This window comes from Pseudomonas sp. TMW22080 (assembly GCF_022496745.1).
GTDB lineage: Bacteria > Pseudomonadota > Gammaproteobacteria > Pseudomonadales > Pseudomonadaceae > Aquipseudomonas > Aquipseudomonas bubulae.
Genome location: NZ_SCFF01000001.1, coordinates 1249926 through 1274477 on the forward strand (window position 1 = coordinate 1249926; position 24552 = coordinate 1274477).

Annotated in this window: 25 protein-coding genes; 16 read left to right on the forward strand and 9 right to left on the reverse strand. The window is 58.6% G+C overall.

The annotated features are described in order from the left end of the window. Positions 1 to 56: 56 nt before the first annotated feature. Entirely contained in the window at positions 57 to 419 is a 363-nt protein-coding gene (locus EQV96_RS05410; RefSeq protein WP_095002120.1) for a hypothetical protein, read from the reverse strand. Positions 420 to 650: 231 nt separating this feature from the next. Here EQV96_RS05410 and EQV96_RS05415 point away from each other — a divergent pair, with 231 nt between their 5' ends. Together EQV96_RS05415 and EQV96_RS05420 are read left to right on the forward strand one after the other, a co-directional pair. Then, complete coding sequence (locus EQV96_RS05415; protein WP_095002121.1) at positions 651 to 1949, forward strand: serine/threonine protein kinase; 1299 nt, start codon at positions 651 to 653, stop codon at positions 1947 to 1949. Beyond that, the gene (locus tag EQV96_RS05420; protein WP_095002122.1) at positions 1942 to 2730 is read left to right on the forward strand and encodes a VacJ family lipoprotein; all 789 of its coding nucleotides are present in this window, start codon (positions 1942 to 1944) and stop codon (positions 2728 to 2730) included. The genes EQV96_RS05415 and EQV96_RS05420 overlap by 8 nt, the downstream gene beginning before the upstream one ends. Before the next feature lie 104 nt (positions 2731 to 2834). On the opposite strand, the gene EQV96_RS05425 is transcribed toward EQV96_RS05420, so the two are convergent. Together EQV96_RS05425 and EQV96_RS05430 are read right to left on the reverse strand one after the other, a co-directional pair. Beyond that, positions 2835 to 3980 carry a patatin-like phospholipase family protein gene (locus EQV96_RS05425; protein WP_095002123.1) on the reverse strand — a complete coding sequence of 382 codons (1146 nt, stop codon included), beginning with the start codon at positions 3978 to 3980 and terminating at the stop codon, positions 2835 to 2837. Positions 3981 to 3995: 15 nt separating this feature from the next. Continuing rightward, on the reverse strand, positions 3996 to 4928 hold the full coding sequence (locus EQV96_RS05430; protein WP_153327503.1) for a lipid A biosynthesis lauroyl acyltransferase: 933 nt from the start codon (positions 4926 to 4928) through the stop codon (positions 3996 to 3998). Between the two features lie 119 nt (positions 4929 to 5047). Between EQV96_RS05430 and minC the strand changes: the two genes are divergently transcribed. The 7 genes from minC to EQV96_RS05465 all read left to right on the forward strand — a co-directional run bounded on the left by minC (position 5048) and on the right by EQV96_RS05465 (position 11911). Then, complete coding sequence (gene minC / locus EQV96_RS05435; protein ID WP_095002125.1) at positions 5048 to 5788, forward strand: septum site-determining protein MinC; 741 nt, start codon at positions 5048 to 5050, stop codon at positions 5786 to 5788. A gap of 199 nt (positions 5789 to 5987) precedes the next feature. Further along, a complete protein-coding gene (minD, locus tag EQV96_RS05440) occupies positions 5988 to 6800 on the forward strand; it encodes a septum site-determining protein MinD (RefSeq protein WP_029611321.1) in 813 nt (270 codons plus the stop codon). Between the two features lie 3 nt (positions 6801 to 6803). After that, the gene (gene minE / locus EQV96_RS05445) at positions 6804 to 7058 is read left to right on the forward strand and encodes a cell division topological specificity factor MinE (protein WP_016780154.1); all 255 of its coding nucleotides are present in this window, start codon (positions 6804 to 6806) and stop codon (positions 7056 to 7058) included. A gap of 90 nt (positions 7059 to 7148) precedes the next feature. Continuing rightward, a complete protein-coding gene (locus tag EQV96_RS05450) occupies positions 7149 to 7784 on the forward strand; it encodes an RluA family pseudouridine synthase (RefSeq protein WP_095002126.1) in 636 nt (211 codons plus the stop codon). A gap of 173 nt (positions 7785 to 7957) precedes the next feature. Next, positions 7958 to 9247, forward strand: coding sequence for a M18 family aminopeptidase (locus EQV96_RS05455; RefSeq protein ID WP_095002127.1), 1290 nt, complete (start codon positions 7958 to 7960; stop codon positions 9245 to 9247). 205 nt (positions 9248 to 9452) lie between these two features. Next, complete coding sequence (locus EQV96_RS05460; RefSeq protein WP_095002128.1) at positions 9453 to 9635, forward strand: hypothetical protein; 183 nt, start codon at positions 9453 to 9455, stop codon at positions 9633 to 9635. A 116-nt stretch (positions 9636 to 9751) separates the two neighbouring features. Beyond that, the gene (locus tag EQV96_RS05465; protein WP_095002270.1) at positions 9752 to 11911 is read left to right on the forward strand and encodes a mechanosensitive ion channel domain-containing protein; all 2160 of its coding nucleotides are present in this window, start codon (positions 9752 to 9754) and stop codon (positions 11909 to 11911) included. 110 nt (positions 11912 to 12021) lie between these two features. On the opposite strand, the gene EQV96_RS05470 is transcribed toward EQV96_RS05465, so the two are convergent. Beyond that, positions 12022 to 12741 carry a UTRA domain-containing protein gene (locus tag EQV96_RS05470; protein ID WP_095002129.1) on the reverse strand — a complete coding sequence of 240 codons (720 nt, stop codon included), beginning with the start codon at positions 12739 to 12741 and terminating at the stop codon, positions 12022 to 12024. A 346-nt stretch (positions 12742 to 13087) separates the two neighbouring features. On the opposite strand from EQV96_RS05470, the gene EQV96_RS05475 reads away from it, so the two are divergent. From EQV96_RS05475 to EQV96_RS05500, 6 genes are all read left to right on the forward strand, one after another. Beyond that, positions 13088 to 14155: an ABC transporter substrate-binding protein gene (locus EQV96_RS05475; protein WP_095002130.1), complete on the forward strand. Its 1068-nt coding sequence runs from the start codon at positions 13088 to 13090 to the stop codon at positions 14153 to 14155. 136 nt (positions 14156 to 14291) lie between these two features. Continuing rightward, complete coding sequence (locus EQV96_RS05480) at positions 14292 to 15107, forward strand: alkaline phosphatase family protein (RefSeq protein WP_095020262.1); 816 nt, start codon at positions 14292 to 14294, stop codon at positions 15105 to 15107. Then, complete coding sequence (locus EQV96_RS05485) at positions 15104 to 15940, forward strand: ABC transporter permease subunit (RefSeq protein WP_095019107.1); 837 nt, start codon at positions 15104 to 15106, stop codon at positions 15938 to 15940. Before EQV96_RS05480 ends, EQV96_RS05485 begins: the two co-directional genes overlap by 4 nt. Next, on the forward strand, positions 15927 to 16727 hold the full coding sequence (locus EQV96_RS05490; RefSeq protein WP_095002133.1) for an ABC transporter permease: 801 nt from the start codon (positions 15927 to 15929) through the stop codon (positions 16725 to 16727). Before EQV96_RS05485 ends, EQV96_RS05490 begins: the two co-directional genes overlap by 14 nt. Further along, positions 16724 to 17713 carry an ABC transporter ATP-binding protein gene (locus tag EQV96_RS05495; RefSeq protein ID WP_095002134.1) on the forward strand — a complete coding sequence of 330 codons (990 nt, stop codon included), beginning with the start codon at positions 16724 to 16726 and terminating at the stop codon, positions 17711 to 17713. Before EQV96_RS05490 ends, EQV96_RS05495 begins: the two co-directional genes overlap by 4 nt. A gap of 34 nt (positions 17714 to 17747) precedes the next feature. Then, positions 17748 to 18401: an HAD family hydrolase gene (locus EQV96_RS05500; protein WP_095002135.1), complete on the forward strand. Its 654-nt coding sequence runs from the start codon at positions 17748 to 17750 to the stop codon at positions 18399 to 18401. 397 nt (positions 18402 to 18798) lie between these two features. On the opposite strand, the gene EQV96_RS05505 is transcribed toward EQV96_RS05500, so the two are convergent. Then, positions 18799 to 19761 carry an NAD(P)H-quinone oxidoreductase gene (locus EQV96_RS05505; protein WP_240881534.1) on the reverse strand — a complete coding sequence of 321 codons (963 nt, stop codon included), beginning with the start codon at positions 19759 to 19761 and terminating at the stop codon, positions 18799 to 18801. Between the two features lie 139 nt (positions 19762 to 19900). On the opposite strand from EQV96_RS05505, the gene EQV96_RS05510 reads away from it, so the two are divergent. Further along, positions 19901 to 21982, forward strand: a complete 2082-nt coding sequence (locus EQV96_RS05510; protein WP_169916690.1) for a carboxy terminal-processing peptidase — start codon at positions 19901 to 19903, stop codon at positions 21980 to 21982. Between the two features lie 55 nt (positions 21983 to 22037). Here EQV96_RS05510 and EQV96_RS05515 read toward each other — a convergent pair whose 3' ends face one another. The 4 genes from EQV96_RS05515 to EQV96_RS05530 all read right to left on the reverse strand — a co-directional run bounded on the left by EQV96_RS05515 (position 22038) and on the right by EQV96_RS05530 (position 24323). Beyond that, positions 22038 to 22481, reverse strand: a complete 444-nt coding sequence (locus tag EQV96_RS05515) for an SEL1-like repeat protein (RefSeq protein ID WP_095019105.1) — start codon at positions 22479 to 22481, stop codon at positions 22038 to 22040. After that, positions 22482 to 22850, reverse strand: coding sequence for a hypothetical protein (locus EQV96_RS05520; protein WP_095002139.1), 369 nt, complete (start codon positions 22848 to 22850; stop codon positions 22482 to 22484). Then, positions 22847 to 23188 carry a helix-turn-helix transcriptional regulator gene (locus EQV96_RS05525; RefSeq protein ID WP_095019103.1) on the reverse strand — a complete coding sequence of 114 codons (342 nt, stop codon included), beginning with the start codon at positions 23186 to 23188 and terminating at the stop codon, positions 22847 to 22849. Before EQV96_RS05525 ends, EQV96_RS05520 begins: the two co-directional genes overlap by 4 nt. Positions 23189 to 23603: 415 nt before the next feature. Next, positions 23604 to 24323, reverse strand: coding sequence for an FKBP-type peptidyl-prolyl cis-trans isomerase (locus EQV96_RS05530; RefSeq protein WP_095002141.1), 720 nt, complete (start codon positions 24321 to 24323; stop codon positions 23604 to 23606). Positions 24324 to 24552 lie beyond the last annotated feature (229 nt).

A 24552-nucleotide genomic window follows, 5' to 3' on the forward strand; every position in this document is an offset into this window, starting at 1 on the left:
CGAAGGCCTCAAAGACCTTTCGCGAGCAGGCTCGCTCCCACAAATGTTTCAAACTCTTACTTCGCGGCCCGCACCAGGCGCAACCCGGCGATCACCACGGCAAACACTGCGAGGCTGGCGTTATACAACGCCAGTGCGGGCAGGCCGAACAGCAGGGCCAGCACCGCCAGTGCGCAGCCGACACGACCACGCACGCAAAAAGCAATAATCGACAGCACCAGCGCGACCCAGCCCAATACCCGGAAATGAATCAACAAGCCCAGGTTTGCCCGCAACTGGCATTCCCAGCGCGCAGCCTCTGCCACACAGGTCCCCACCCACTGCGAGTCCTCCATCAAGCCGTATCGCAGCCCATAACTGGCGAGCAACCATACAGGCAGAGCGATAAGCAGCAAGATCCACGGCAAACGAGGTCGCATAACAAACTCCGATAGGCAAAAACGGCGCCCAGCTTAATCCCCATCTACAGCTATACAAGCCTTGCAATCAGATATCTGTTAACTAAAGTCATTCAGCGTGTATCTTGAGTGACTTTTTGCCTGTTCGGGACTGTTTGGGGAATTATTTAGTGCCATTGAATGGCACTTCAGTACGAGCCCTGTGGTCATAGCCTGCGAAACTTTTGCGCATCTTATTTAGGGATAGCCTCCATGCTCCGTTCTCTGCCCTTCGCTGCCTTACTGGGCGGCCTTATCTTGAGTGCGTCCGCGCAGGCGGTCGATGTCGACCCCGCAACGTATGGCTACCCGATAACCAATCCGTTTGAAGCTACGATTGCCACCACTCCGCCGCAAATGCGCCCGCTGCTGCCCGACGAAGATGATATCAACCAGTCGGACTACACCCTCAACCTGCGCCCTGAACGTGAGCACATACTGCCGGCCAATTTCTGGGCGGTGAAAAAGCTCACTTACCGCATGGCCAAACAGGATCACCCGGCGCCCTTGATGTTCCTGATTGCCGGCACCGGTGCTGCCTACGACAGCAGCCTCAACGAATACCTTAAAAAGCTCTTCTATCAGGAAGGCTATCACGTCGTTCAGCTGTCATCGCCCACCAGCTATGACTTCATGAGTTCGGCCTCGCGCCTGGCCACACCCGGCATCAGCCAGTACGACGCCGAGGATTTGTATCATGTGATGCAGGCTGTACGCGCCCAACAGGCCAAATTGCCCGTTACCGACTACTACCTCGCGGGTTATAGCCTGGGTGCGCTGGATGCTGCCTTTGTCAGCCACCTGGATGAAACACGCAAAAGCTTCAACTTCAAAAAAGTGTTGATGCTCAACCCGCCGGTCAATCTCTTTACCTCCATCAGCAACCTCGACAAGCTGGTGCAGACCGAGGTCAAAGGCATCAACAACTCCACCACGTTCTATGAACTGGTGCTGGGCAAGCTGACCCGCTACTTCCAGGATAAAGGCCGGGTCGACCTCAATGCGGCACTGGTGTATGACCTGCAAAACTCCAAGGAGCGCCTGACCAACGAGCAAATGGCCATGCTGATCGGCACGGTGTTTCGTTTCTCGTCAGCCGATATCGTGTTCACCTCGGACCTGATCAACCGCCGTGGCCTGATCACCCCGCCGAACTACCCGATCACCGAGGGCACCAGCCTGACACCTTTCCTCAAGCGTTCGCTGCAGTGTGACTTTGACTGCTACCTGACCGAGCAGGTGATCCCCATGTGGCGCGCCAAGACCGATGGCGGCAGCCTGCTGCAGTTGATCGATCAGGTCAGCCTGTACGCCCTGCAGGACTACCTGAAAAACAGCCCGAAGATTGCCGTCATGCATAACGCCGACGACATCATCCTGGGCCCTGGCGACCTCGGATTCCTGCGTAAAACCTTCGGTAATCGCCTGACGGTTTACCCCTATGGCGGCCATTGCGGCAACATCAATTACCGAGTCAACGCTGACGATATGCTGGAGTTCTTCCGTGGCTAAACAATTATTGCTTCTCGCCGCCCTGCTCGGCGCCGGCTTCGCCCAAGCCGACAACAGCAAAGCTCACACGGAACTGACCCCCGATGTCGACGGGTTTACCCAGCCGTTGAAACTGTTGAAGTTCAATCCGGGCCTGGATCAGCGTGAGTTCGAGCGCGCCACCATGAACGCTCTGAGCATCTATGACCCGCTGGAGCCGATCAACCGCAGGATCTACCATTTCAACTACCGCTTCGACCAGTGGGTGTTCCTCCCGGTGGTCAATGGCTATCGCTATGTCACGCCCAGTTTTTTGCGCACGGGTGTGAGCAACTTCTTCAACAACCTGGGGGATGTCCCCAACCTGTTCAACAGCCTGCTGCAGCTCAAGGGCCATCGCTCGATGGAAACCACAGGGCGCTTGTTGCTGAATACGACCATCGGCATCGGCGGGCTGTGGGATCCGGCCACAGCCATGGGCCTGCCCCGTCAAAGTGAAGACTTCGGCCAGACCCTGGGCTTTTATGGCGTACCCGGCGGTGCATACCTGATGCTGCCGATCCTTGGCCCGTCGAACCTGCGCGACACCACGGGCCTGGTGGTCGACTATGGCGTCAACCAGGAGATCAACTTCCTGAACGTGCCGCACGAGAGCACTCGCCATCCCGAGATCTGGGTGCTGGGCGCTGTCGACAAACGCTATACCACCAGCTTCCGTTATGGTCAGTTCGACTCGCCATTCGAATACGACAAGCTGCGTTACATCTACACTGAAGCGCGCAAATTGCAGATTGCCGAGTAAACCTGTAGCCGCTGCAACAGATTGCGATGGGTTGCGCAGCGACCCCGAGGAAGGGCCGGCGGCCCTTATCGCAGCCTGCGGCAGCGGCTACAAAAGCGAGTAGTTCAAACCCGCAAAAACTGGCACAGCGCATCGCGCTTGGCCATCGCATCGCGTCGCCCCAACTCGATCAACTCCCGACAATAACCCGCCTCGAACAGCAGGTAGCTGAGCACCCCTGCACCACTGGTTTTGGTCGCACCGGGGCCACGCAGGAACATCCGCAGCGCGGCCGGCAGCTCATGCCGATGGCGGGCCGCGATTTCGTCTATAGGCTGGCTCGGCGCAATCACCAGCACCTCCACGGGGGACAAACCGAGGTTGTCGGATTGCCTGGGCAGCAGGCGACTGAAGTGATTGAGCCGCTCAAGCAGCTCGATATCGCTTTCCAGGCTGTCGATAAACGTACTGTTGAGCATATGCCCGCCAATTTGCGCCAGCGTCGGTTGTTGAGCGTTGTAGTAGTGCGACTGGCCGGCCTGAAGGTCCGGCCCGCGCGGGTTGCCGCTCACCCCCACCACCAGCACCCGGTTGGCTCCCAGATGCAGCGCCGGACTGATTGGCGCCGACTGCCGCACTGCGCCATCGCCAAAATACTCTTCGCCGATTTTGACCGGAGCAAACAGAAGAGGGATGGCCGAACTGGCCAGCAGATGTTCAACCGTCAAAGCGGTGGGCATGCCGATGCGCCGATGGCGCAACCAGCCATTGATGGTGCCCTTGCCTTGATAAAAGGTCACCGCCTGACTGGAAGAATAGCCAAATGCAGTAACCGCGACAGCCCGTAGGTGATGCCCGGCAATCGCCTGTTCAACACCGGGGAAGTTGATCCGGTCCTGGAGCAGATCGCGCAAGGGCGAACTGTCGAGCAGCGCCACCGGCACATGCGAGCCTAGCCCGAGCAGACTGTGAGCAAAAAAACGCGTGGCCTGGTGCAAAACCCCCGACCAGTCGCTGCGTAGCACGCGCCTGCTTTCAAAGCCCTGCCAGAACAGGGTCAGGTGCTCGACCGCGCGGGTGAAATCCATCGCCCCGCTAGCCAGGCTGACCGCATTGATCGCGCCCGCTGACGTCCCGACAATCACCGGGAACGGGTTGATGGCACCGGCAGGCAGCAACTCGGCAATCGCCGCCAGCACGCCGACTTGATAGGCCGCCCGCGCACCACCACCAGACAGTATCAGGCCCGTCACCGGCGCAACCGCAGTCACGCCAGTGCGGCCGCCTCAGCCGCGTTTGTCGTACAGTTTCGGCTCGCCGGGCGGGCGGGTCTTGAAGCGGCGATGGGCCCACAGATACTGCTCGGGGCATTCACGCACCGCCCGCTCAACCCATTGATTGATTCGCAGGCAATCAGCCTCATCGCTTTCTCCGGGGAAATCCCTCAGTGGCGGATGAATGACCAGCTTGTAACCACTGCCGTCGGCCAGTCTTTGTTGAGTAAAGGGCACAACCTGCGCTTTGCCCAGTTTGGCGAACTTGCTGGTGGCGGTAACAGTGGCCGCCTGGATACCGAACAAAGGCACAAAGATGCTCTGCTTGGCGCCGTAGTCCTGGTCGGGCGCATACCAGATCGCCCGCCCTGAGCGCAGCAGCTTGAGCATGCCGCGCACGTCATCACGTTCGACAGCCAGCGAATCTACATTGTGCCGCTCACGGCCACGACGCTGGATAAAGTCGAACAGCGGGTTTTTATGTTCGCGGTACATGCCGTCGATGGTGTGTTGCTGACCCAGCAAGGCAGCGCCGATTTCCAGGGTGGTAAAGTGAAATGCCATCAGGATTACCCCCTTGCCTTCAAGCTGAGCCTGCTTGAGGTGCTCCAGCCCCTCGACATGGGCCAGCCTGGCCAGACGCGGTTTTGACCACCACCAGCTCATGGCCATTTCAAAGAAGGCGATACCGGTCGAGGCGAAGTTGTCCTTGAGCAACTGCTTGCGCTCGGCGCGGGTCTTTTCAGGGAAACACAATTCAAGGTTGCGCGTGGCAATACGTCGGCGATCACCGGCCACCCGATACATCAGGGCGCCGAGACCACGGCCGATACACAGTTGTACTTTATAAGGCAGTTGCACGACCAGCCACAGCACGCCGAGACCCAGCCATAGCAGCCAGAAACGCGGATGAAAAAAAGCGGCACGAAAACGCGGGCGATCCATTAATGATTCCGGACAGACACAAGGGTCGGCCATTCTACATCGTTAGACCCGGCTTGCGGCCTGCCGGCGTTCTCGTTATAAGTCTCAGCACTTTAAGTGACAAGTCGCGTTAAGCAACCATGAGCCAAACCGAATCGCTAGACCAAGCCCCCGTGTTCCAGCTTAAGGGCAGTATGCTCGCCATCACGGTGCTGGAACTTGCGCACAACAACCTTGAAGCCCTGGACCGCCAACTGGCCGCCAAAGTGGCCCAGGCCCCGAATTTTTTCAGCAATACCCCGCTGGTACTGGCGCTGGACAAGCTGCCCGCCAGTGAAGGCGCCATCGATTTGCCGGGGCTGATGCGCGTCTGCCGCCAACATGGCCTGCGCACCCTGGCCATTCGCGCCAACCGCATCGAGGACATCGCTGCTGCCATTGCCATCGACCTGCCTGTACTGCCACCCTCCGGCGCCCGTGAGCGGCCGATTGATCCGGTTGAAGTGGTGGTCGAGGCAAAAAAACCGGAAAAACCGCCAGAGCCGGCGATCAAGCCGACCAGGATCATCACCAGCCCGGTACGCGGCGGCCAGACGGTGTATGCCGAAGGCTGTGACCTGGTGGTGATCGCTTCAGTCAGCCCCGGTGCGGAACTTATGGCCGATGGCAACATCCATGTGTACGGGCCTATGCGGGGCCGCGCACTGGCCGGGCACAAGGGCAACACCAAGGCACGGATTTTTTGCCAGCAGCTGAGCGCCGAGCTAGTGTCAATTGCGGGCAAGTACAAGGTATCCGAAGACCTGCGTCGGGATCCTCTGTGGGGAACAGGTGTTCAGATCAGTCTGTCAAGTGACATGTTGAACATCACCCGGCTTTAACGGATACTCTCGCCATTTTCCAAGCATCTCAAAATCGTAGTGAAAACAGACTTTTCCTTGTAGGGACAAGCAATCAGGCAGCGTTTACACAGCGTAAACGCGACTTGAACAATGACCCGCCAAGGCTGTTCACCTGCAGTCGTTCATAGAGATGTTATTCAGGGGCTAAAAAGTCCTTTTTCCTTAGGGGTGAAACACCTTGGCCAAGATTCTAGTGGTTACATCCGGCAAGGGTGGTGTGGGTAAGACCACCACCAGCGCCGCTATCGGTACCGGCCTCGCTCTGCGCGGCCACAAAACAGTGATCGTCGACTTTGACGTCGGTTTGCGTAACCTCGACCTGATCATGGGTTGCGAGCGCCGCGTGGTGTATGACTTCGTCAACGTGGTCAACGGTGAAGCCAACCTGCAGCAGGCGCTGATCAAAGACAAGCGCCTGGAAAACCTCTACGTGCTGGCCGCCAGCCAGACCCGTGACAAGGACGCGCTGACCAAGGAAGGCGTCGAAAAAGTTCTTATGGAGCTTAAGGAAACCTTCGAATACGTGGTCTGCGACTCCCCGGCCGGTATCGAAACCGGTGCCCACCTGGCCATGTACTTCGCTGACGAAGCGGTAGTCGTGACCAACCCGGAAGTGTCCTCGGTACGTGACTCGGACCGCATGCTGGGCCTGCTGGCCAGCAAGTCGCGCCGCGCCGAACTGGGCCAGGATCCGATCAAGGAGCACCTGCTGCTGACCCGCTACAACCCTGATCGCGTTTCCAAAGGCGAAATGCTCGGCGTTGAAGACGTCAAAGAGATTCTGGCCGTGGCCCTGCTGGGCGTGATCCCGGAGTCCCAGGCTGTTCTCAAGGCATCCAACCAGGGCGTGCCAGTGATCCTTGACGATCAAAGCGACGCCGGTCAGGCCTACAGCGATGCCGTTGATCGCCTGCTGGGCAAAACCGTGGAGCACCGGTTCCTTGATGTACAGAAGAAGGGATTCTTCGAGCGCCTGTTTGGAGGCAACTAAACAATGAACATTTTTGACTTCTTTCGTACCCGCAAAACGCCAACAACCGCGTCGGTGGCGAAAGAGCGTCTACAGATCATCGTGGCGCACGAGCGTGGCCAACGCAGCACCCCGGACTACCTGCCTGCCCTGCAAAAAGAGCTGGTCGAGGTGATCCGCAAATACGTCAACATCGGCGACGATTCGGTACAGATCGCCCTTGAAAACGAAGGTAGCTGCTCGATTCTGGAACTCAACATCACACTGCCAGATCGTTAATCGATCCGGCGGGCACCACGGCGACCTCGGTGCCTTCCCTGCAGGGGAGGCTCCTTTGTCGCCGTTGGCGTTTTTCAAGAGGCTGTTTTAATGCCGTTGTCCAATATTCACATTATCCATGAGGACGCTGGCGTTCTGGTGGTCAACAAGCCGACCTTGCTGCTTTCGGTGCCGGGCCGGGCCGATGACAACAAGGACTGTTTGATTACCCGCCTGCAAGAAAACGGCTACCCCGAGGCGCGCATTGTCCACCGTCTGGATTGGGAAACGTCCGGTATTATTTTGCTGGCGCGGGACGCTGACACTCACCGTGAGCTTTCCCGCCAGTTTCACGACCGCGAAACCGAAAAGGCCTACACCGCACTAGCCTGGGGCCAGCCCGAGCTGGACAGCGGCAGCATCGATCTGCCCCTGCGCTACGACCCGCCGACCAAACCCCGGCACGTGGTTGACCATGAATTCGGTAAAAACGCACTGACCTTCTGGAAGATCCTGGAGCGGTGTGGCGATTACTGCCGCGTTGAGCTGACACCGATTACCGGCCGTTCGCACCAGTTGCGCGTGCACATGCTGTCAATCGGCCACCCGCTGCTCGGTGATGGCCTGTATGCGCACCCGCAAGCCCTGGCCGCATGGCCGCGTTTGTGCCTGCACGCGAGCATGCTGAGCTTCACCCACCCGCAAACCGGTGAACGCCTGCGCTTTGAGTGCCCGGCACCGTTCTAAATACCTACCACCCCTTGTGGGAGCGGGCTTGCTCGCGATACAGGCGACGCGGTTTTGCAGGAACATCGCACTGATGCCATCGCGAGCAAGCCCGCTCCCACAAGAGCTGCATTAGAGAGCCAAATCTTGCGATCAATGCGCTAAACTCGCGGCCTTGCTGTCTGGAGTAACTTATGCGCGAAGAGTTGAACCAAGGCCTGATCGACTTCCTCAAGGCCTCCCCTACCCCCTTTCATGCCACTGCCAGTCTTGTTCAGCGCCTTGAGGCCGCCGGCTACCAGCGCCTCGACGAGCGCGAAACCTGGTTCACCGAAGCCAATGGCCGCTATTACGTCACCCGTAATGACTCTTCCATCGTCGCCTTCAAGCTGGGTCGCCATTCACCCCTGCACGGCGGTATCCGCATGGTTGGCGCCCACACAGACAGCCCCTGCCTGCGGGTCAAGCCACAACCCGAACTGCAACGCCAGGGCTTCTGGCAATTGGGCGTCGAGGTCTACGGCGGTGCATTGCTCGCGCCCTGGTTCGACCGTGACCTGTCCCTGGCCGGGCGCGTCACTTTCCGCCGCGATGGCCAGGTCGAAAGCCAGCTGATCGATTTCAAGGCGCCGATTGCGACGATCCCCAACCTGGCGATCCACCTCAACCGTACTGCCAACGAAGGTTGGGCGATCAACCCGCAGACCGAACTGCCGCCGATCCTGGCCCAGGTGGCCGGTGATGAGCGCGTTGACTTCCGCGCGTTGCTCACCGACCAGTTGGCCCGCGAGCACGGCCTCAATGCCGACGTGGTGCTGGACTACGAGCTGAGTTTCTACGACACCCAAAGCGCTGCGGTGATCGGCCTCAACGGCGACTTTATCGCCGGTGCGCGCCTGGATAACCTGCTGTCCTGCTACGCAGGCCTGCAAGCCCTGCTCACCACCGAGACCGAAGAAACCTGTCTGTTCGTGGCCAACGACCACGAAGAAGTCGGCTCGTGCTCGGCCTGCGGCGCCGATGGCCCGATGCTGGAGCAAATCCTGCAACGCCTGTTGCCTGAGGGCGACGAGTACGTACGCACGATCCAGAAATCTCTGCTGGTCTCGGCAGACAACGCCCACGGCGTTCACCCCAACTATGCTGACAAGCACGATGCCAATCACGGGCCCAAGCTCAATGCCGGGCCGGTGATCAAGGTCAACAGCAACCAGCGCTACGCCACCAACAGCGAAACCGCCGGATTCTTCCGCCACCTGTGCATGGCCGTGGAAGTCCCGGTGCAAAGTTTTGTGGTGCGCAGCGACATGGGTTGCGGTTCGACCATTGGCCCGATCACTGCCAGCCACCTGGGCGTGCGCACCGTGGATATCGGCCTGCCGACCTTCGCCATGCACTCGATCCGCGAACTGGCCGGCAGCCATGACCTGGCTCACCTGGTCAAAGTGCTGAGCGCGTTCTACGCCAGCAACCAGTTGCCGTAAGGCATATTCCTTGAAGCCGCTGCCGCAGGCTGCGATAAGGGCCGCAGGACCTTCGATAAAGCAGGGTCGCTGCGCAACCCGTCGCAGACTGCGGCAGCGGCTTCAAGGTTCTGCGTCTGGCTGATTCATTTTTGATACACATCACCACACATCTGCGCAAACCGACCTAGACTTGGGGCACTCACTTGCACAGGTCCCTCTCACCATGTTTGAAACCACTGCCTTCCACTCCATGATGATTCCAATTATCTGCGGCATGCTGCTGCTGACCATTGGCTTCAACTTTCGCGAACGCAGTAGTGGCATCGGCGTGCTGATGATCTGGGCTGGCATGCTGCTGATATTCGGCACCATCATCTTCAAAATCCTCGCCAAACTGAATGAGTAGCCCCGACATTTTCCCGCCCCGGGCCCGCGATCATTTATTTATGTGACAAGAAATGAATGATCACGGGGCCTAGCGTACACTCGGCCAATTCGCTCCCCCTCGAGGTTGATCGCCCAGTGTTTTCCCGTCTTGTCGCCCTGCCCTGTTTCCTGCTGGTTTGCCTGCTGACGCTCTTGCCCATGACCTCTGCGCAGGCCGTCGGTTTGCCGGGCATGCTGGGCAGTTCGGACAAAACCCAGGCACAACCTACCGAGCCACTGGGCCAATCGCTGGACGAGGTGATCAAGAACCTCGAAAACGATCAGCAGCGCAGCAAGCTGTTGGCCGACCTGAAAAAACTTCGCGATGCCACCAAAAAAGCCCAGCCCGAAGCCGAGATAGGCGTTCTGGGGTTGATCGGCAGCACCCTGGCTGATCTCGAAAAGCAGTTTTCCGGCGATGACAGTCCAACCTATCGCTGGACCAAGGAAATCTCCCAGGCCAAGGAAGAACTTTCTGCATTGATGCTGCCAGCCAATGAATGGCTGCCGATCATTTTTGGCTTTGCCCTGGTCATCATGATCTGGAGCCTGCTGGCCGCCCTGCTGATCTGGGTCAGCCACCGGGTGCGATTGCGATTTGGCCTGAGCGAGGAATTGCCGCAACACCCCAAGGCCGTCGACATGCTGCGCTTTGCCTTGCGCAAGCTGGGGCCGTGGATGGTCGCGCTGATGATCACGGTGTACATGAGTTACTCCCTGCCGTCTTCGCTGGGCAAGGACCTGGCAATGGTGCTGGCGTACGCGCTGGTTATTGGCACCTGTTTCTCGGCCATCTGCGTGATCCTTTTCTCGCTGCTCGATGGCCCCCACCGGCACCGCGCCCTGCATATCCTGCGGCACCAGGCATTTCGCCCGCTGTGGTGGATCGGCAGCTTCGCAGCCTTTGGCGAAGCACTGAGCGATCCGCGGCTGGTGGCCACCCTCGGGGTTCACCTGGCGCATACCGCGGCGACCTTTGCCAATGTGATGGCGGCGCTGTCCACCGGCCTGTTTATCATCCGTTTCCGCCGCCCTATCGCCCACTTGATCCGCAATCAACCCCTGTCGCGCCGCCTGACCCGTCGCGCCCTGAGCGACAGCATCGAGATCCTCGGCACTTACTGGTATGTCGCGGCGCTGATTCTGGTGGGCATCTCGCTGGCCGCCACGTTTATTTCGGCAGGCGACACCAGCACCGCGCTGCGCCAGTCGCTGATCTGTACCGTGCTGGTGGTGTTGTGCATGGTGATCAACGGGCTGGTGCGCCGTCATGCGCAAAAGCCGCAACGTGGCCACAAGCGCCATGCGCTGTATTCCGAGCGCCTGAAAAGTTTCGTCTACACCCTGGCCCACCTGATTGTGTGGCTGGTGTTTATCGAGCTGGGGCTGCGGGTGTGGGGTATGTCGCTGATCGGCTTTACCGAGGGTGAGGGTCACGAGATCAGCGTCAAGCTGTTCGGCCTTGGCGGTACGCTGCTGTTTGCCTGGCTGATCTGGATTCTCGCCGACACCGCCATCCACCATGCCCTGACCCGCTCGCGCAAGGGCCTGGCCAATGCCCGCGCGCAAACCATGATGCCGCTGATTCGCAACATCCTGTTTGCCGCGATCTTCATCATTGCGCTGATCGTCGCCCTGGCCAATATGGGCATGAACGTCACCCCCCTGCTTGCGGGTGCCGGCGTAATCGGTCTGGCCATCGGTTTTGGTGCTCAGTCACTGGTTGCCGACCTGATCACGGGCCTGTTTATCATCATCGAAGATTCCCTGGCCATCGACGACTACGTCGATGTCGGCGGGCATCTGGGCACGGTTGAAGGGCTGACCATTCGTACCGTGCGCCTGCGCGATATTGACGGCATCGTGCATACCATCCCGTTCAGTGAAATCAAAAGCATCAAGAACTACTCCCGGGAATTTGGCTACGCCATCTTCCGCGTCGCCATCCCCTACAACATGGAAATCGACGACGCCATCAAGCTGATGCGCGAAGTCGGGCAAAAGATGCGTACCGACCCGCTGCAGCGGCGCAATATCTGGTCTCCACTGGAGATTCAGGGGGTCGAGAGCTTCGAATCCGGCAGCGCCATTTTACGTGCCCGCTTCAAGACGGCACCGATCAAGCAATGGGAAGTGTCGCGGGCGTTCAACCTGTCGCTCAAACGTCATCTGGACGAAGCCGGGCTTGACCTCGCCACCCCGCGCTTGAGCGTGCAAGTGGTGACGGCGGGCAGCGGTATCCTGCAAAAGGATTGAGCCAAAAACTTGTGGGAGCGAGCCTGCTCGCGATGATATCGGCCAGGTTCTCCTGACAGACCGCGCAGTATGCATCGCGAGCAGGCTCGCTCCCACAAAAGCAGGTTTGTTCAACGCTCCTGCACATCCACCCCGACATGAATCGCATCATGTCGCCAATACTCCAGATCACAGTCGATCAGCCGTTCGTGCTGGTCGTAATTGACCCGCGCAATGCGCAAACCCGGGCTGCCGGTTGATACCTTGAGCGTCGCTGCAGCCTCTACCGGCAGCGCCGTAGGCACAATCTCAAAACGCACCCGGCCGTAATGCAAATCGTAATGCCGGGCATACAGCTCAGTAATCGACTGCGTCAGATCAAGGTCAAGGATCTGCGGGAAGTACTGCGGATTCAGGTAGTGCTCCACATACAGCACCAGCCGCCCGTCAATCCGCCGGCCCCGGCAGATCTGGATCACGCTGGATAACGCCGGCAACTGCAAGCGCTCACACACCGCAGCCGTGGCCGGCAGCAGGCGCGCCGATATCACCTCGGTGGTTGGCACTCGCCCCTGGGCCGTGACCATGGCATGAAAGTGGCTGCGCTGCATCAGGTTGTACGCCAGACGCGGCGGCGAAATAAACCAGCCGCGCCGCTCCTCCCGATACACCAGCCCCAGGGATTCAAGCTGTAACAACGCTTCGCGCACGGTGACGCGGGTGGTGGCGAATAACTCGCTGAGTTTGCGCTCGGCCGGCAGCTGACTGCCTCCCGCCAGTAGACCGTGCTCAATCTGCTCTTGCAGCGTGCGACTTATCGCTGTTACCGCCTTGGGTGCACCTTCTCGCATCAACGTTACCTGGCTGGACTAGTCCAGCACCAAAAGTGGGCAAACATGGCCGTCAAACGGTCACTCCCTGAACCTGTCAGCCTAGGCAGAACATATGACTGTTCGATGACAAGAGGGCGTTCATATACCCGTCAAAATGCGCCAAACCCCTTGCCAGCCGGGGCCTTCCCGATGGTCTACGCTTAGCCGGAACACACACGCTGGCTGGCGATATGCCTTGCACAACCAATGCCGACATTAAAGTGTCATCTGCCGGGCTTAAATTGGCTCAGGTATTGCTGACCTAGACCAACCCACCGCAAAAGAGCAATAAAACCCAGCGTTGAAAACGCCCAAGGAGCTTCGGATGAAACAGTTTTTCCTCGCATCACTGTTAGGTTCAAGCATTGCCCTGTGCACATCGGCCATGGCCGCCGATGTCGATTTAAAAGCCCTGGAAGCCGCAGCAAAGGCTGAAGGCACGGTCAACAGCGTCGGCATGCCCGATGACTGGGCCAACTGGAAAGGCACTTGGGCCGATCTGAACAAGCTCTACGGCCTCAAGCACATCGACACTGATATGAGTTCGGCCCAGGAAGTGGCCAAGTTTGCCGCGGAAAAAGACAACGCCAGTGCCGACATCGGTGACGTGGGCGCCGCCTTTGGCCCGATTGCCGTGGCCAAAGGCGTAACCCAGCCGTACAAGCCAACCACCTGGGAACAGATCCCGGACTGGGCCAAGGATAAAGACGGCAACTGGGCCCTGGCCTACACCGGCACCATTGCGTTTATCGTCAACAAGAAGCTGCTGCACGGCTCTGAAGTGCCGACCAAATGGGCTGACCTGAAGTCGGGTAAATACAAGGTCTCGATCGGTGATGTCAGCACCGCGGCCCAGGCCACCAATGGCGTGCTGGCTGCAGCCATTGCCAATGGCGGCGATGAAAAGAACGTGCAACCGGCCCTGTTGATGTTTGCCGACATCGCCAAGCAAGGCCGCCTGTCACTGGCCAACCCGACCATCGCCACGATGGAGAAAGGTGAAGTGGAAGTCGGCGTGGTCTGGGATTTCAACGGATTGAGCTACAAAGCCAAAATGGCCAACCCGGATGACTATGTGGTGCTGATCCCGTCCGACGGTTCGGTGATCTCGGGCTACACCACCATCATCAACAAATACGCCAAACACCCGAACGCCGCCAAGCTGACTCGCGAATTCATCTTCAGCGATGCCGGGCAAACCAACCTGGCGCGGGGCAATGCACGGCCGATTCGTGCCGAGCACCTGAAGCTGCCGGCTGACGTGCAGGCCAAGCTGCTGTCCAACGACCAGTACAAAAATGTCACCCCGATCAAAGACGCCGACGCCTGGGAAAAGACCTCCAAGGCCTTGCCGCAGCTGTGGCAGGAAGAAGTCATCATCAATATGCAGTAACCCTGCGCCTTGATCTGCGTGGGAGCGGGCTTGCTCGCGATGCCATCGACTCGATCCATCTGATGTGCCGGGTTGTACCCATCGCGAGCAAGCCCGCTCCAACAACAGCTTTTGCGCTGCGCCAGCGGAGTCTTACATGAAACACAACGTCATTCTGGTAGTGCTCGACGGCTTGAACTTTGAGGTCGCCCGCCTTGCCATGGGCCATCTGCAGGCCTATGTCAGTGCAGAACGGGCCGCACTGTACAAGCTCACCTGCGAGTTGCCAGCCCTGTCGCGCCCGCTCTACGAGTGCATCCTCACCGGCGTGCCGCCGATTGAAAGCGGCATTGTCCACAATAATGTCTCGCGCCTGTCCAACCAGCGCAGCGTGTTCCATTACGCTCGTGATGCCGGATTGATCACAGCGGCAGCGGCCTATCACTGGGTCAGTGAGCTCTATAACCGCTCGCCATTCGTGATTGCCCGGGATCGCCATACCCTGGCTGGGGACTTGCCAATCCAATACGGGCATTTCTACTGGAGTGATCATTACCCTGACTCCCACCTGTTCGCCGACGCAGAAAGCCTGCGGTTGGCGCACAAGCCGAATTTTTTACTGGTCCACCCCATGAATATCGACGATGCCGGACACAAACACGGCCTCGATACCGCGCAATACCGCAACAGTGCGCGTTCGGCCGACATTATCCTGGCCGACTATCTGCAAGGCTGGCTGCAGGCCGGCTACCAAGTACTGGTCACTGCTGACCACGGCATGAACAACGATCGCTCCCATAACGGCTTGCTGCCCGAAGAGCGTGAAGTGCCACTGTTTGTGCTGGGCGATGCGTTCAGCCTGAACCCGGATGTCATGCCAAAACAGCTCGAGTTGTGCGGCACGATCTGCGAGTTGCTTGGCGTAGCTCACGACAAACCGCTGTGCCGCGAGCTGCTGAGGCCCGCGCCATGACCCGGGGCAAATGGCTTGCAGTTCTGTGCCTGGTGCCCTTCGCGGTATTTTTTATCGTGTTTCAGATCGCCCCGCTGGTGTGGGTGCTGATCCACAGTGTGCAATCGGAAGAAAGTGGCTGGGGCCTGGCCAACTTCATCAAGATCTTCAACTCCAAATTCTATCTGCAGGCCATCCAACACAGCCTGGAGATCAGTTTCTGGTCCAGCCTGTTCGGCATCATCATTGCCATACTGGGCAGCTATTCGCTGCGCAAGGTGGATTCGCGGCTGCGCAATTTCGTCAACGCATTCGCCAACATGACCAGCAACTTCTCCGGTGTGCCGCTGGCCTTCGCATTCATCATTTTGCTGGGCTTTAACGGCAGTATCACGATCATGCTCAAACAGGCAGGGATCATCGAGGATTTCAACCTCTACTCGAAAACCGGCCTGATCATCCTGTACACCTACTTCCAGATCCCCCTCGGCGTGCTGCTGCTTTACCCTGCCTTCGATGCCCTGCGCGAGGACTGGCGCGAATCGGCCTCCCTGCTGGGCGCCAACAGCTGGCAGTTCTGGCGGTTTATCGGCCTGCCGGTACTGACCCCGGCACTGCTCGGCACCTTCGTTATCCTGCTGGCCAACGCCCTGGGGGCCTATGCCACGGTGTATGCCTTGACCACCGGCAACTTCAACGTACTGCCCATCCGCATTGCCGCGATGGTGTCAGGCGATATCAGCCTGGATCCGAACATGGCCAGCGCCTTGGCGGTGATCCTAGTGGGGCTGATGACCCTGGTAACCCTGGTGCATCAGTGGCTGTTAAAGAGGAGCTACCATGTCGCGCGCTGAAACCACTTCCGCCAGCCTGTACCACCGCAGTGTGGTCTGGCTGCTGTTTCTGATTTTGTTGCTACCGCTGCTGGGCACGTTTATCTACTCCATCGCCAGCAGTTGGTCAGCCACGGTGTTGCCCAGCGGCTTTACCTTCAAGTGGTATGACCAGCTGTGGAGCGACCCGCGCTTCCTCAAGGCCTTCGGCCAGTCGCTGCTGGTCTGCGTCGCGGCGCTGGTGCTGTCCGTAGTGCTGATCCTGCCGCTGCTGTTTGTGGTGCATTACCACTTCCCCAAGCTGGATGCGCTGATGAACATCCTGATCCTGCTGCCCTTCGCCGTGCCGCCGGTGGTGTCATCGGTAGGCTTGCTGCAACTCTATGGTTCCGGCCCGCTGCAAATGGTCGGTACGCCGTGGATCCTGATCGGCTGTTATTTCACCGTCGCACTGCCGTTCATGTACCGCGCGATCACCAACAACTTGCAGGCGATCAACCTGCGCGACTTGATGGACGCGGCCCAACTGCTGGGTGCCAGCACCTGGCAGGCGGCATTTTTGGTGGTGCTGCCCAATTTGCGTAAAGGCCTGATGGTAGCCCTGCTGCTGTCATTCTCGTTCCTGTTTGGCGAGTTTGTGTTCGCCAATATCCTGGTCGGCACCCGCTACGAGACCTTGCAGGTGTTCCTGAACAATATGCGCAACAGCAGCGGCCACTTCACCAGCGCGCTGGTCATTTCCTATTTCCTCTTTGTACTGGTGCTGACCTGGGTTGCCACCTTCCTGAACAAGGACAAAAGCCAATGAGCTTCGTCAGCGTTGAACACCTGCAAAAATCCTATTCCGGCACCCCGGTATTCAGTGATATCAACTGCAGCATCGCCAAGGGCGAATTCGTCACCCTGCTCGGCCCGTCCGGTTGCGGCAAGTCCACGCTGCTGCGCTGTATCGCCGGGTTGACGCCGGTAGATGGCGGCAAGATCCTGCTCGATGGCCAGGACATCGTGCCAGTGAGCCCGCAAAAGCGTGGCATCGGTATGGTGTTTCAGAGTTATGCGCTGTTCCCCAACATGACTGTCGAACAAAACGTGGCCTTCGGCCTGCGCATGCAGAAGGTCAAGGCCGATGACAGCCACAAACGCGTGGCCGAAGCCTTGCAACTGGTGGAGCTGAATGACTTCGCCAAGCGCTATCCGCACCAGTTGTCCGGTGGTCAGTGCCAACGTGTGGCCCTGGCCCGCTCACTGGTGACACGTCCGCGCCTGCTGCTGCTGGATGAGCCGCTGTCGGCGCTGGATGCGCGAATTCGCAAGCACTTGCGCGAGCAGATCCGCACCATCCAGCGCGAGCTGGGCCTGACCACTATCTTCGTGACCCACGATCAGGAAGAAGCACTGGTGATGAGCGACCGCATTTTTCTGATGAACAAGGGTCATATCGTGCAGAGCGGCAATGCTCAGACCCTCTATGCAGCCCCGGCAGATGCCTTCGCCGCAGGTTTTATCGGCAACTACAACCTGCTGGACGCGCAAACTGCCAGCCGCCTGTTGCAGCGCCCGGTCAGCAGCCGCATCGCCATTCGCCCGGAAACCCTGGGGTTGAGTGTGCAGGGTGAGCCGGACGGGGTGATTCTGAGTCATAGCCTGCTGGGAAACGTGATCCGCTATCGCGTCGAGGTGCGTGGCGTGCAATTGATCGTCGACGTACTCAACCGTGCGCCCGGCGATTTGTACCCGGACGGCCAAGCCGTTGCGCTATCCATCGATTCGAGCACCCTTTGTGAGGTAGCCTGATGTTCCTGAATTCACTGAAGAGAGAGTTGCGCTGATGGCCCTGGCAATTTTTGATCTGGACGAAACCCTGATTCATGGCGACTGCGCCACCCTCTGGAGCGAGCAGATGGGCCGCCTGGGCTGGGTCGACCCGGTGTCGTTCATGCAGCGCAACAACGAACTGATGGCCGCCTACAGCCGGGGCGAGCTGGCCATGGAAGACTATATGGCTTTCAGCCTGGAGCCGCTGATCGGCCGCAGCCCCGAAGAAGTCGCGCACCTGGTCGAGCCCTGGGTTGAGGACTATATCGAACCGATCATCTTCAGTGACGCAACCAGAACTATTGCTGCGCACCGCAAGGCGGGCGACCGGATCCTGGTCATTTCGGCCTCGGGCACCCACCTGGTCAAACCCATTGCCGAGCGCCTGGGTATCGATGAAGTGCTGGGCATTGAGCTGGAAGTGGCTCACGGCTTTTATACCGGGCACACGGTGGGCACTTTGACTTACCGCGAAGGCAAGATTACGCGCCTGCTGGAGTGGCTGGATGAGCAGGAAGAAAACCTGGAAGGCGCGAGCTTTTACTCCGATTCGCGCAACGACTTGCCGCTGCTGCTCAAGGTCGATCACCCCCATGTGGTAAACCCGGACCCGGTGCTGCGCGAACAGGCTGAAAAGGCCGGGTGGCCGATTCATCACTGGAAATGACCCCCTGAAACTGTGGGAGCGGGCTTGCTCGCGATGGCATCACCACGATTTGCCTGCCAGACCCTATCGCCTGTATCGCAGGCAAGCCAGCTCCCACAGGTTTTGTGGCGCCCTCAAGGCCTGATGCTGGCCAGCTCTCGGCAAACGCCGCCCTGAAACTGTGGGAGCGGGCTTGCTTACGATGGCATCACCGCGATTTGCCTGCCAGACCCTATCGCCTGCATCGCAGGCAAGCCAGCTCCCACAGGTTTTGTGGCGCTCTAAAGACCTGATGCCGGCCAGCTCGGCAAACGCCGCCCTGAAACTGTGGGTGCGGGCTTGCTTGCGATGGCATCACCGCGATTGACCTGCCAGACCCTATCGCCTGCATCGCAGACCAGCCAGTTCCCGCAGAGGATCAGGTTAAGCTGCTGTCGATCACCAGCACCAGCTTGCCCGACACCTGGTTGCTGGCCAGTTCGGCAAACGCTGCCTGCGCTTCCTCAATCGGGAAGGTCTTGGCCAGTTGCGGACTCAGGCGGCCTTCGGTAAACAATGGCCATACCTGCTGCCCCAGATCACTGAGCAAATCCGCCTTGAACTGATCGCTGCGGCTGCGCAGGGTCGAGCCCAGCAACTGAATACGCTTGCCCAGGACCAGCGCCAGATCCAGCTCGGCCTTGCGCCCGCCCATCAGGCCAATCAACACCCAGCGCCCGTCCTGGGCCAGCAGTTTGAGGTTGGATTCGGCATAGTTGGCCCCCACAGGGTCCAGCACCACGTCGAAAGGCCCCAGCGCCTTGAGACTGTCCAGCCCCTCGGTACGCACCACGCCACCCTGGGCACCCAGCGCCTGGCAGTAAGCCAGGCGCTCGGCCGAGCCCACGCTCACCCAGCACGGGCTACCAAAGGCTTTGCACAGCTGAATGGCCGCTGAACCAACACCACTTGCCCCCGCGTGCAGCAATACTTTTTCGCCCGGCTTGAGCGCGGCCAGTTGAAACAGGTTCAGCCATGCCGTGCTGTACACCTCGGGCAATGCCGCAGCCTCCAGCAGCGACAAACCTTCAGGCACCGGCAGTGCATGACGGGCATCAACCACCACTTCCTCGGCCATGCCACCCCCGGCCAGCAAGGCACAGACGCGATCACCCACTTGCCAGGACGACCCTGGCCCTACTTCGCTGACCACACCTGAACACTCCAGGCCCAATACCTCACTGGCCCCCGGCGGCGGCGGATACAAGCCGGCGCTTTGCAACAGATCGGCCCGATTGAGTCCGGCTGCCGCCACACGAATACGGATTTGCCCTACATCACAGGTGGGGCTTGGCTCTTCAACCCACTTCACTTGACCTTCAACGCCTTGCAATGCTTTCACAGTGCCTCCATAGTGAGTCTGGACTGAGCCCGGAGCTGTTGCACCGGGCTTTTTGCATTATGCGACCGGTCCTTGATGGAACCGGCGACTTCAAAGACGGCCTAATATGCGTTATCAATTGCCCCCGCGTCGAATCAGCATGAAGCATTTATTCCCTAGCACCGCACTTGCCCTATTCATTGGCCTAGGCGTTTTGCCGTTTTCGGCCAATACGTTCGCCGCTAACAGTTGGGATAACCTTCAGCCCGATCGTGATGAGGTAATTGCCAGTCTTAACGTTGTTGAGCTGCTCAAGCGCCATCATTACAGCAAGCCGCCACTGGATGATGCCCGCTCGGCAATCATCTATGACAGCTATCTGAAGCTGCTCGACCCTTCGCGCAGTTACTTTCTGGCCAGCGATATTGCCGAATTCGACAAATGGAAATTCCAGTTTGACGACTTCCTCAAAAGCGGCGATCTGAACCCCGGTTTCATTATCTACAAACGCTATCTGGATCGCGTCAAATCGCGCCTGGACTTTGCGCTTGCCGAGTTGAACAAGGGCGTTGACTCGCTGGACTTCAATGCCAAGGAAACCCTGGAGATCGACCGCAAGGACGCTCCATGGCTCAAGACCGAAGCCGAACTCAACAACCTGTGGCGCAAACGCATCAAGGATGAAGTCCTGCGTCTGAAAATCGCCGGCAAAGAGCCTGCGAAAATCCAGGAACTGTTGACCAAGCGCTACAAGAATCAATTGTCGCGCCTTGACCAGACCCGCAGCGAAGACATCTTCCAGGCGTATATCAACACCTTCGCCATGTCTTACGATCCGCACACCAACTATCTGTCGCCAGATAACGCGGAAAACTTCGATATCAATATGAGCCTGTCGCTGGAAGGCATTGGCGCCGTGTTGCAGAGCGATAACGACCAGGTAAAAATTGTCCGTCTGGTGCCGGCAGGCCCGGCCGATAAAACCAAGCAGGTCGCACCGGCAGACAAGATCATCGGCGTTGCCCAGGGCGACAAAGAGATGGTCGACGTGATCGGCTGGCGTCTGGATGAAGTGGTCAAGCTGATTCGTGGCCCTAAAGGCTCCGTGGTGCGCCTGGAAGTGATTCCGGCGAGCAACGCACCCAATGACCAGACCAGCAAGATCGTGTCCATCACCCGTGAAGCGGTGAAGCTTGAAGAGCAGGCGGCGAAAAAGTCGATCCTCAACCTCAAGCAGGATGGCAAGAACTACAAGCTGGGCGTGATTGAAATTCCGGCGTTCTACCTGGACTTCAAGGCGTTCCGTGCTGGCGACCCGAACTACAAGAGCACCACCCGTGACGTTAAAAAACTGCTGACCGAGTTGCAGAAAGAAAAAGTCGATGGCGTGATTATCGACCTGCGCAACAACGGTGGCGGCTCGTTGCAGGAAGCCACCGAACTGACCAGCCTGTTTATCGACAAGGGCCCGACCGTGCTGGTGCGTAATGCAGACGGCAAGGTCGACGTGCTTGAAGACGAAAACCCCGGGGCGTTCTACAAAGGCCCTATGGCATTGCTGGTCAACCGCCTGTCGGCTTCGGCTTCGGAGATCTTCGCCGGTGCCATGCAGGACTACCACCGCGCGCTGATTATCGGCGGCCAGACGTTCGGCAAGGGCACGGTGCAAACCATCCAGCCGCTGAATCACGGTGAGCTGAAACTGACCCTGGCCAAGTTCTACCGGGTTTCCGGCCAGAGCACCCAGCATCAGGGCGTTCTGCCCGACGTCGCCTTCCCGTCGATTATCGACACCAAGGAAATCGGCGAAAGCGCACTGCCTGAAGCCATGCCGTGGGACACCATCCGTCCTGCGATCAAGCCCGCCGTCGACCCGTTCAAGCCTTATATCGACAAGCTCAAGGCCGAGCACGAAGCCCGGGTGGCCAAGGATGCCGAGTTCATCTTTATCCGTGACAAACTGGCCCTGGCCGAGAAGCTGATGGCCGAAAAGACCGTCAGCCTCAACGAAGCCGAGCGTCGCGCCCAGCACGCCGATATCGATGCCAAGCAGTTGGTGATGGAAAACGCCCGCCGCCAGGCCAAGGGCGAAGCGCCGCTCAAGGAAATGAAGAAAGAAGACGAAGATGCACTGCCGGTCGAGCCTGAAAAGACCAAGCCGGAAGATGACGCCTATCTGAGTGAAACCGGGCGGATTCTGCTGGACTACCTCAAGCTCACCTCACAGGTGGCCAAGAAGTAAGTCAGGCAGGTAAAAAAAGGGCGGCCCGCATGATGCGGGCCGCCCTTTTTATTGGCTAACGGTAAAGCCTGGCCATCTGCGGGTCAGCCATCAACCCCGGGCCACCCTGTTGATACAGCACCGCCAGCTTGTGCCCTGCCAGCGGGTGCCCGGCTTTTGCCGCCATCGTCCACCAGCGTGCAGCCTCGGCAGCGTCAGGCGTCTTGCTCAGCGTCCCTGCCAGGCTGAAAACGCCTACCTGGTAGGCTGCCTTGGCGTCACCACTGAGTGCCGCCAGACGCAACAAACGCACCCCCTCCTCCCTGGCGCCCATCCCTTGACCGCGAAAGGCCAGGATATGGCCGTAGAAACTTTGGGCACTGGTGCTGCCGAGGTTGGCCATGCGTGCGAACTGGCCCTCCATCCAGCGCCAGATACGCGGCTGACGGACACACCATGGCCAGTGAAACAACTTGCGCGCCAGCCAGTAACTCAGGCGCGCCTTGAGCCGCCAGAGCACTCAAGCCTCCTCGTGCTCGTAAACATACTCGAACACCCGCACCACCTCAGAGGCATGCCAGGACGCAGCGGCAATCCCGTCCGGCGGGCCGGGGAAACGCCCGAGGCGCTCCACGCATTCGAAAAAACCGGTACGTGGCAGACGGCTTGCACCCTGGCTGATCACCAGCGAACTGCGCAATGGCTGATCGGCCTTGGCATCCATCGCCGCCAGATGTTCAAGTGCGGCGGTGAGGGTCAACATGGCGGGGCTCGGCAATTGCAACCGTTCCAGTAATGCACGGTAAGTCAGCAAGTGGCGCTGTCGACGCGCCTGATCGAGTTCAGCCAACAACCCATCCCAGTGTTGACGACTGATGCGCACGTTCATGATGCTTCCCTCCAGCCTGCGATACCAAGCTCCCAGGCCAAGCTGCGACGGATAGCGAGGTCTGGCAGACGCTCGCCGGTTTCGATCATTCCCAGATATGACGGACTAATGCCTACCGTGCGTGCCAGCACCTCAAGGGCCAGACCCTTGTTCTCGCGCAAGTGACGCAACTGATCGAGTCCGGGGTGCACCTGCTCGGGTGCCGGTGGCTGCAGATCCTTGTCAGGCTCGGCAACTGGCTCCTGGACTCCAGCAGCCTTGAGCAGTGCCTGATAACTCTCCCATGAAAGAACGGCGTATTCAGGCTCACCATTACGCTTGATGATTTGAAGATCCATTACTAAACCCCGTCAGACTTTTTTCGTAAATCGAGTCAGAACTTTCCCTTTGAGCTTAATCCTATCAGCCGCGAAGGTCTCTGGGGTTTTCACTCAAAAGTGAATAATTTGTGAAAACAACCGAAAAAGCCGTCATTTGCTGAAAATGTTATCCACACAAATTGTGGATAACCTTGTGAACAGAGCTGTTTTTCAACCCTGAAAGGCCCGTCCCATAAGGGCTGTACTCAGATCGGGCATTTTTTACACACATAAAAAAACCCATAAATTCATTGACTTGGCAGTCAGCAACTACTAGCCAAGAGAACTTATGGGTATTGAAAATACTCCAGGACAAAGCCTACAGAAACAAAAGGTGGACTACATAAACGACAACGCCCCGTCGAGACGGGGCGTTGCCTGTACCAGAAGCTGCTTACTGGGCAGCGTCTTGTGCCGGTTTTGCAGGGTCTTTGATGCCCAGCAGCTCCAGGTCGAATACCAGCACCGAATTGGCCGGGATAGCCGGGCTCGGGCTTTGCGCGCCGTAAGCCAGTTCGCTAGGGATATACAGCTTGTACTTCTCGCCAACGTGCATCAGTTGCAGGCCTTCAACCCAACCCGGGATCACGCCGCTAACCGGCAGATCAATCGGGCTGCCGCGCTCAACCGAGCTGTCGAACACCTTGCCGTCGATCAGTTTGCCTTCGTAGTGAACAGTGACTACGTCGGTAGCTTTTGGCTGAGGGCCATCGGCTTTCTTGATAACTTCGTACTGCAAGCCGGAAGCGGTAGTGACAACACCGGCCTTCTTACCATTTTCTTCGAGGAATTTTTTGCCTGCCGCAGAGGCTTCTTCACTCATTTTGGTCAGACGTTCTTCGGCACGTTTTTGCAGGGCTGCGAACGCTTCGATCAGTTCGTCATCCTTGAGCTTTTGCTCTTTTTTGCCGACGGCATCTTCGATGCCCTGGGCTACGGCCTTGGAATCCAGATCATCCATGCCTTCTTGAGCCAGGCTCTTGCCCATGTTCAGGCCAATGCCGTACGAGGCTTTTTGCGCCGGAGTTTTCAGCTCTACGCTGGTCTGCGAATCACAACCCGCCAGTACCAGGCTTACCAGGGCCACAGCTGCCGCCAACCGATGCTGTTTCATGCTATTTCCTTGTTCATGCGCCAAATGGGCAATCGAATAAAGCCGCGAGCTTATCAGGCGGCCGCGACCAATGGCTACCGGCATAAGAGAGGCAATTGGTGGATAAGTTCATGCATTAATAACAATTCATTTTAGCCGCAACTTTTGTTAACACATCGGTAAACCCGGCAATGCACCCCCCTGCTCTCTTGATGCCTGACCGCAGCTGAGGCATAAGGCTGTAATTATT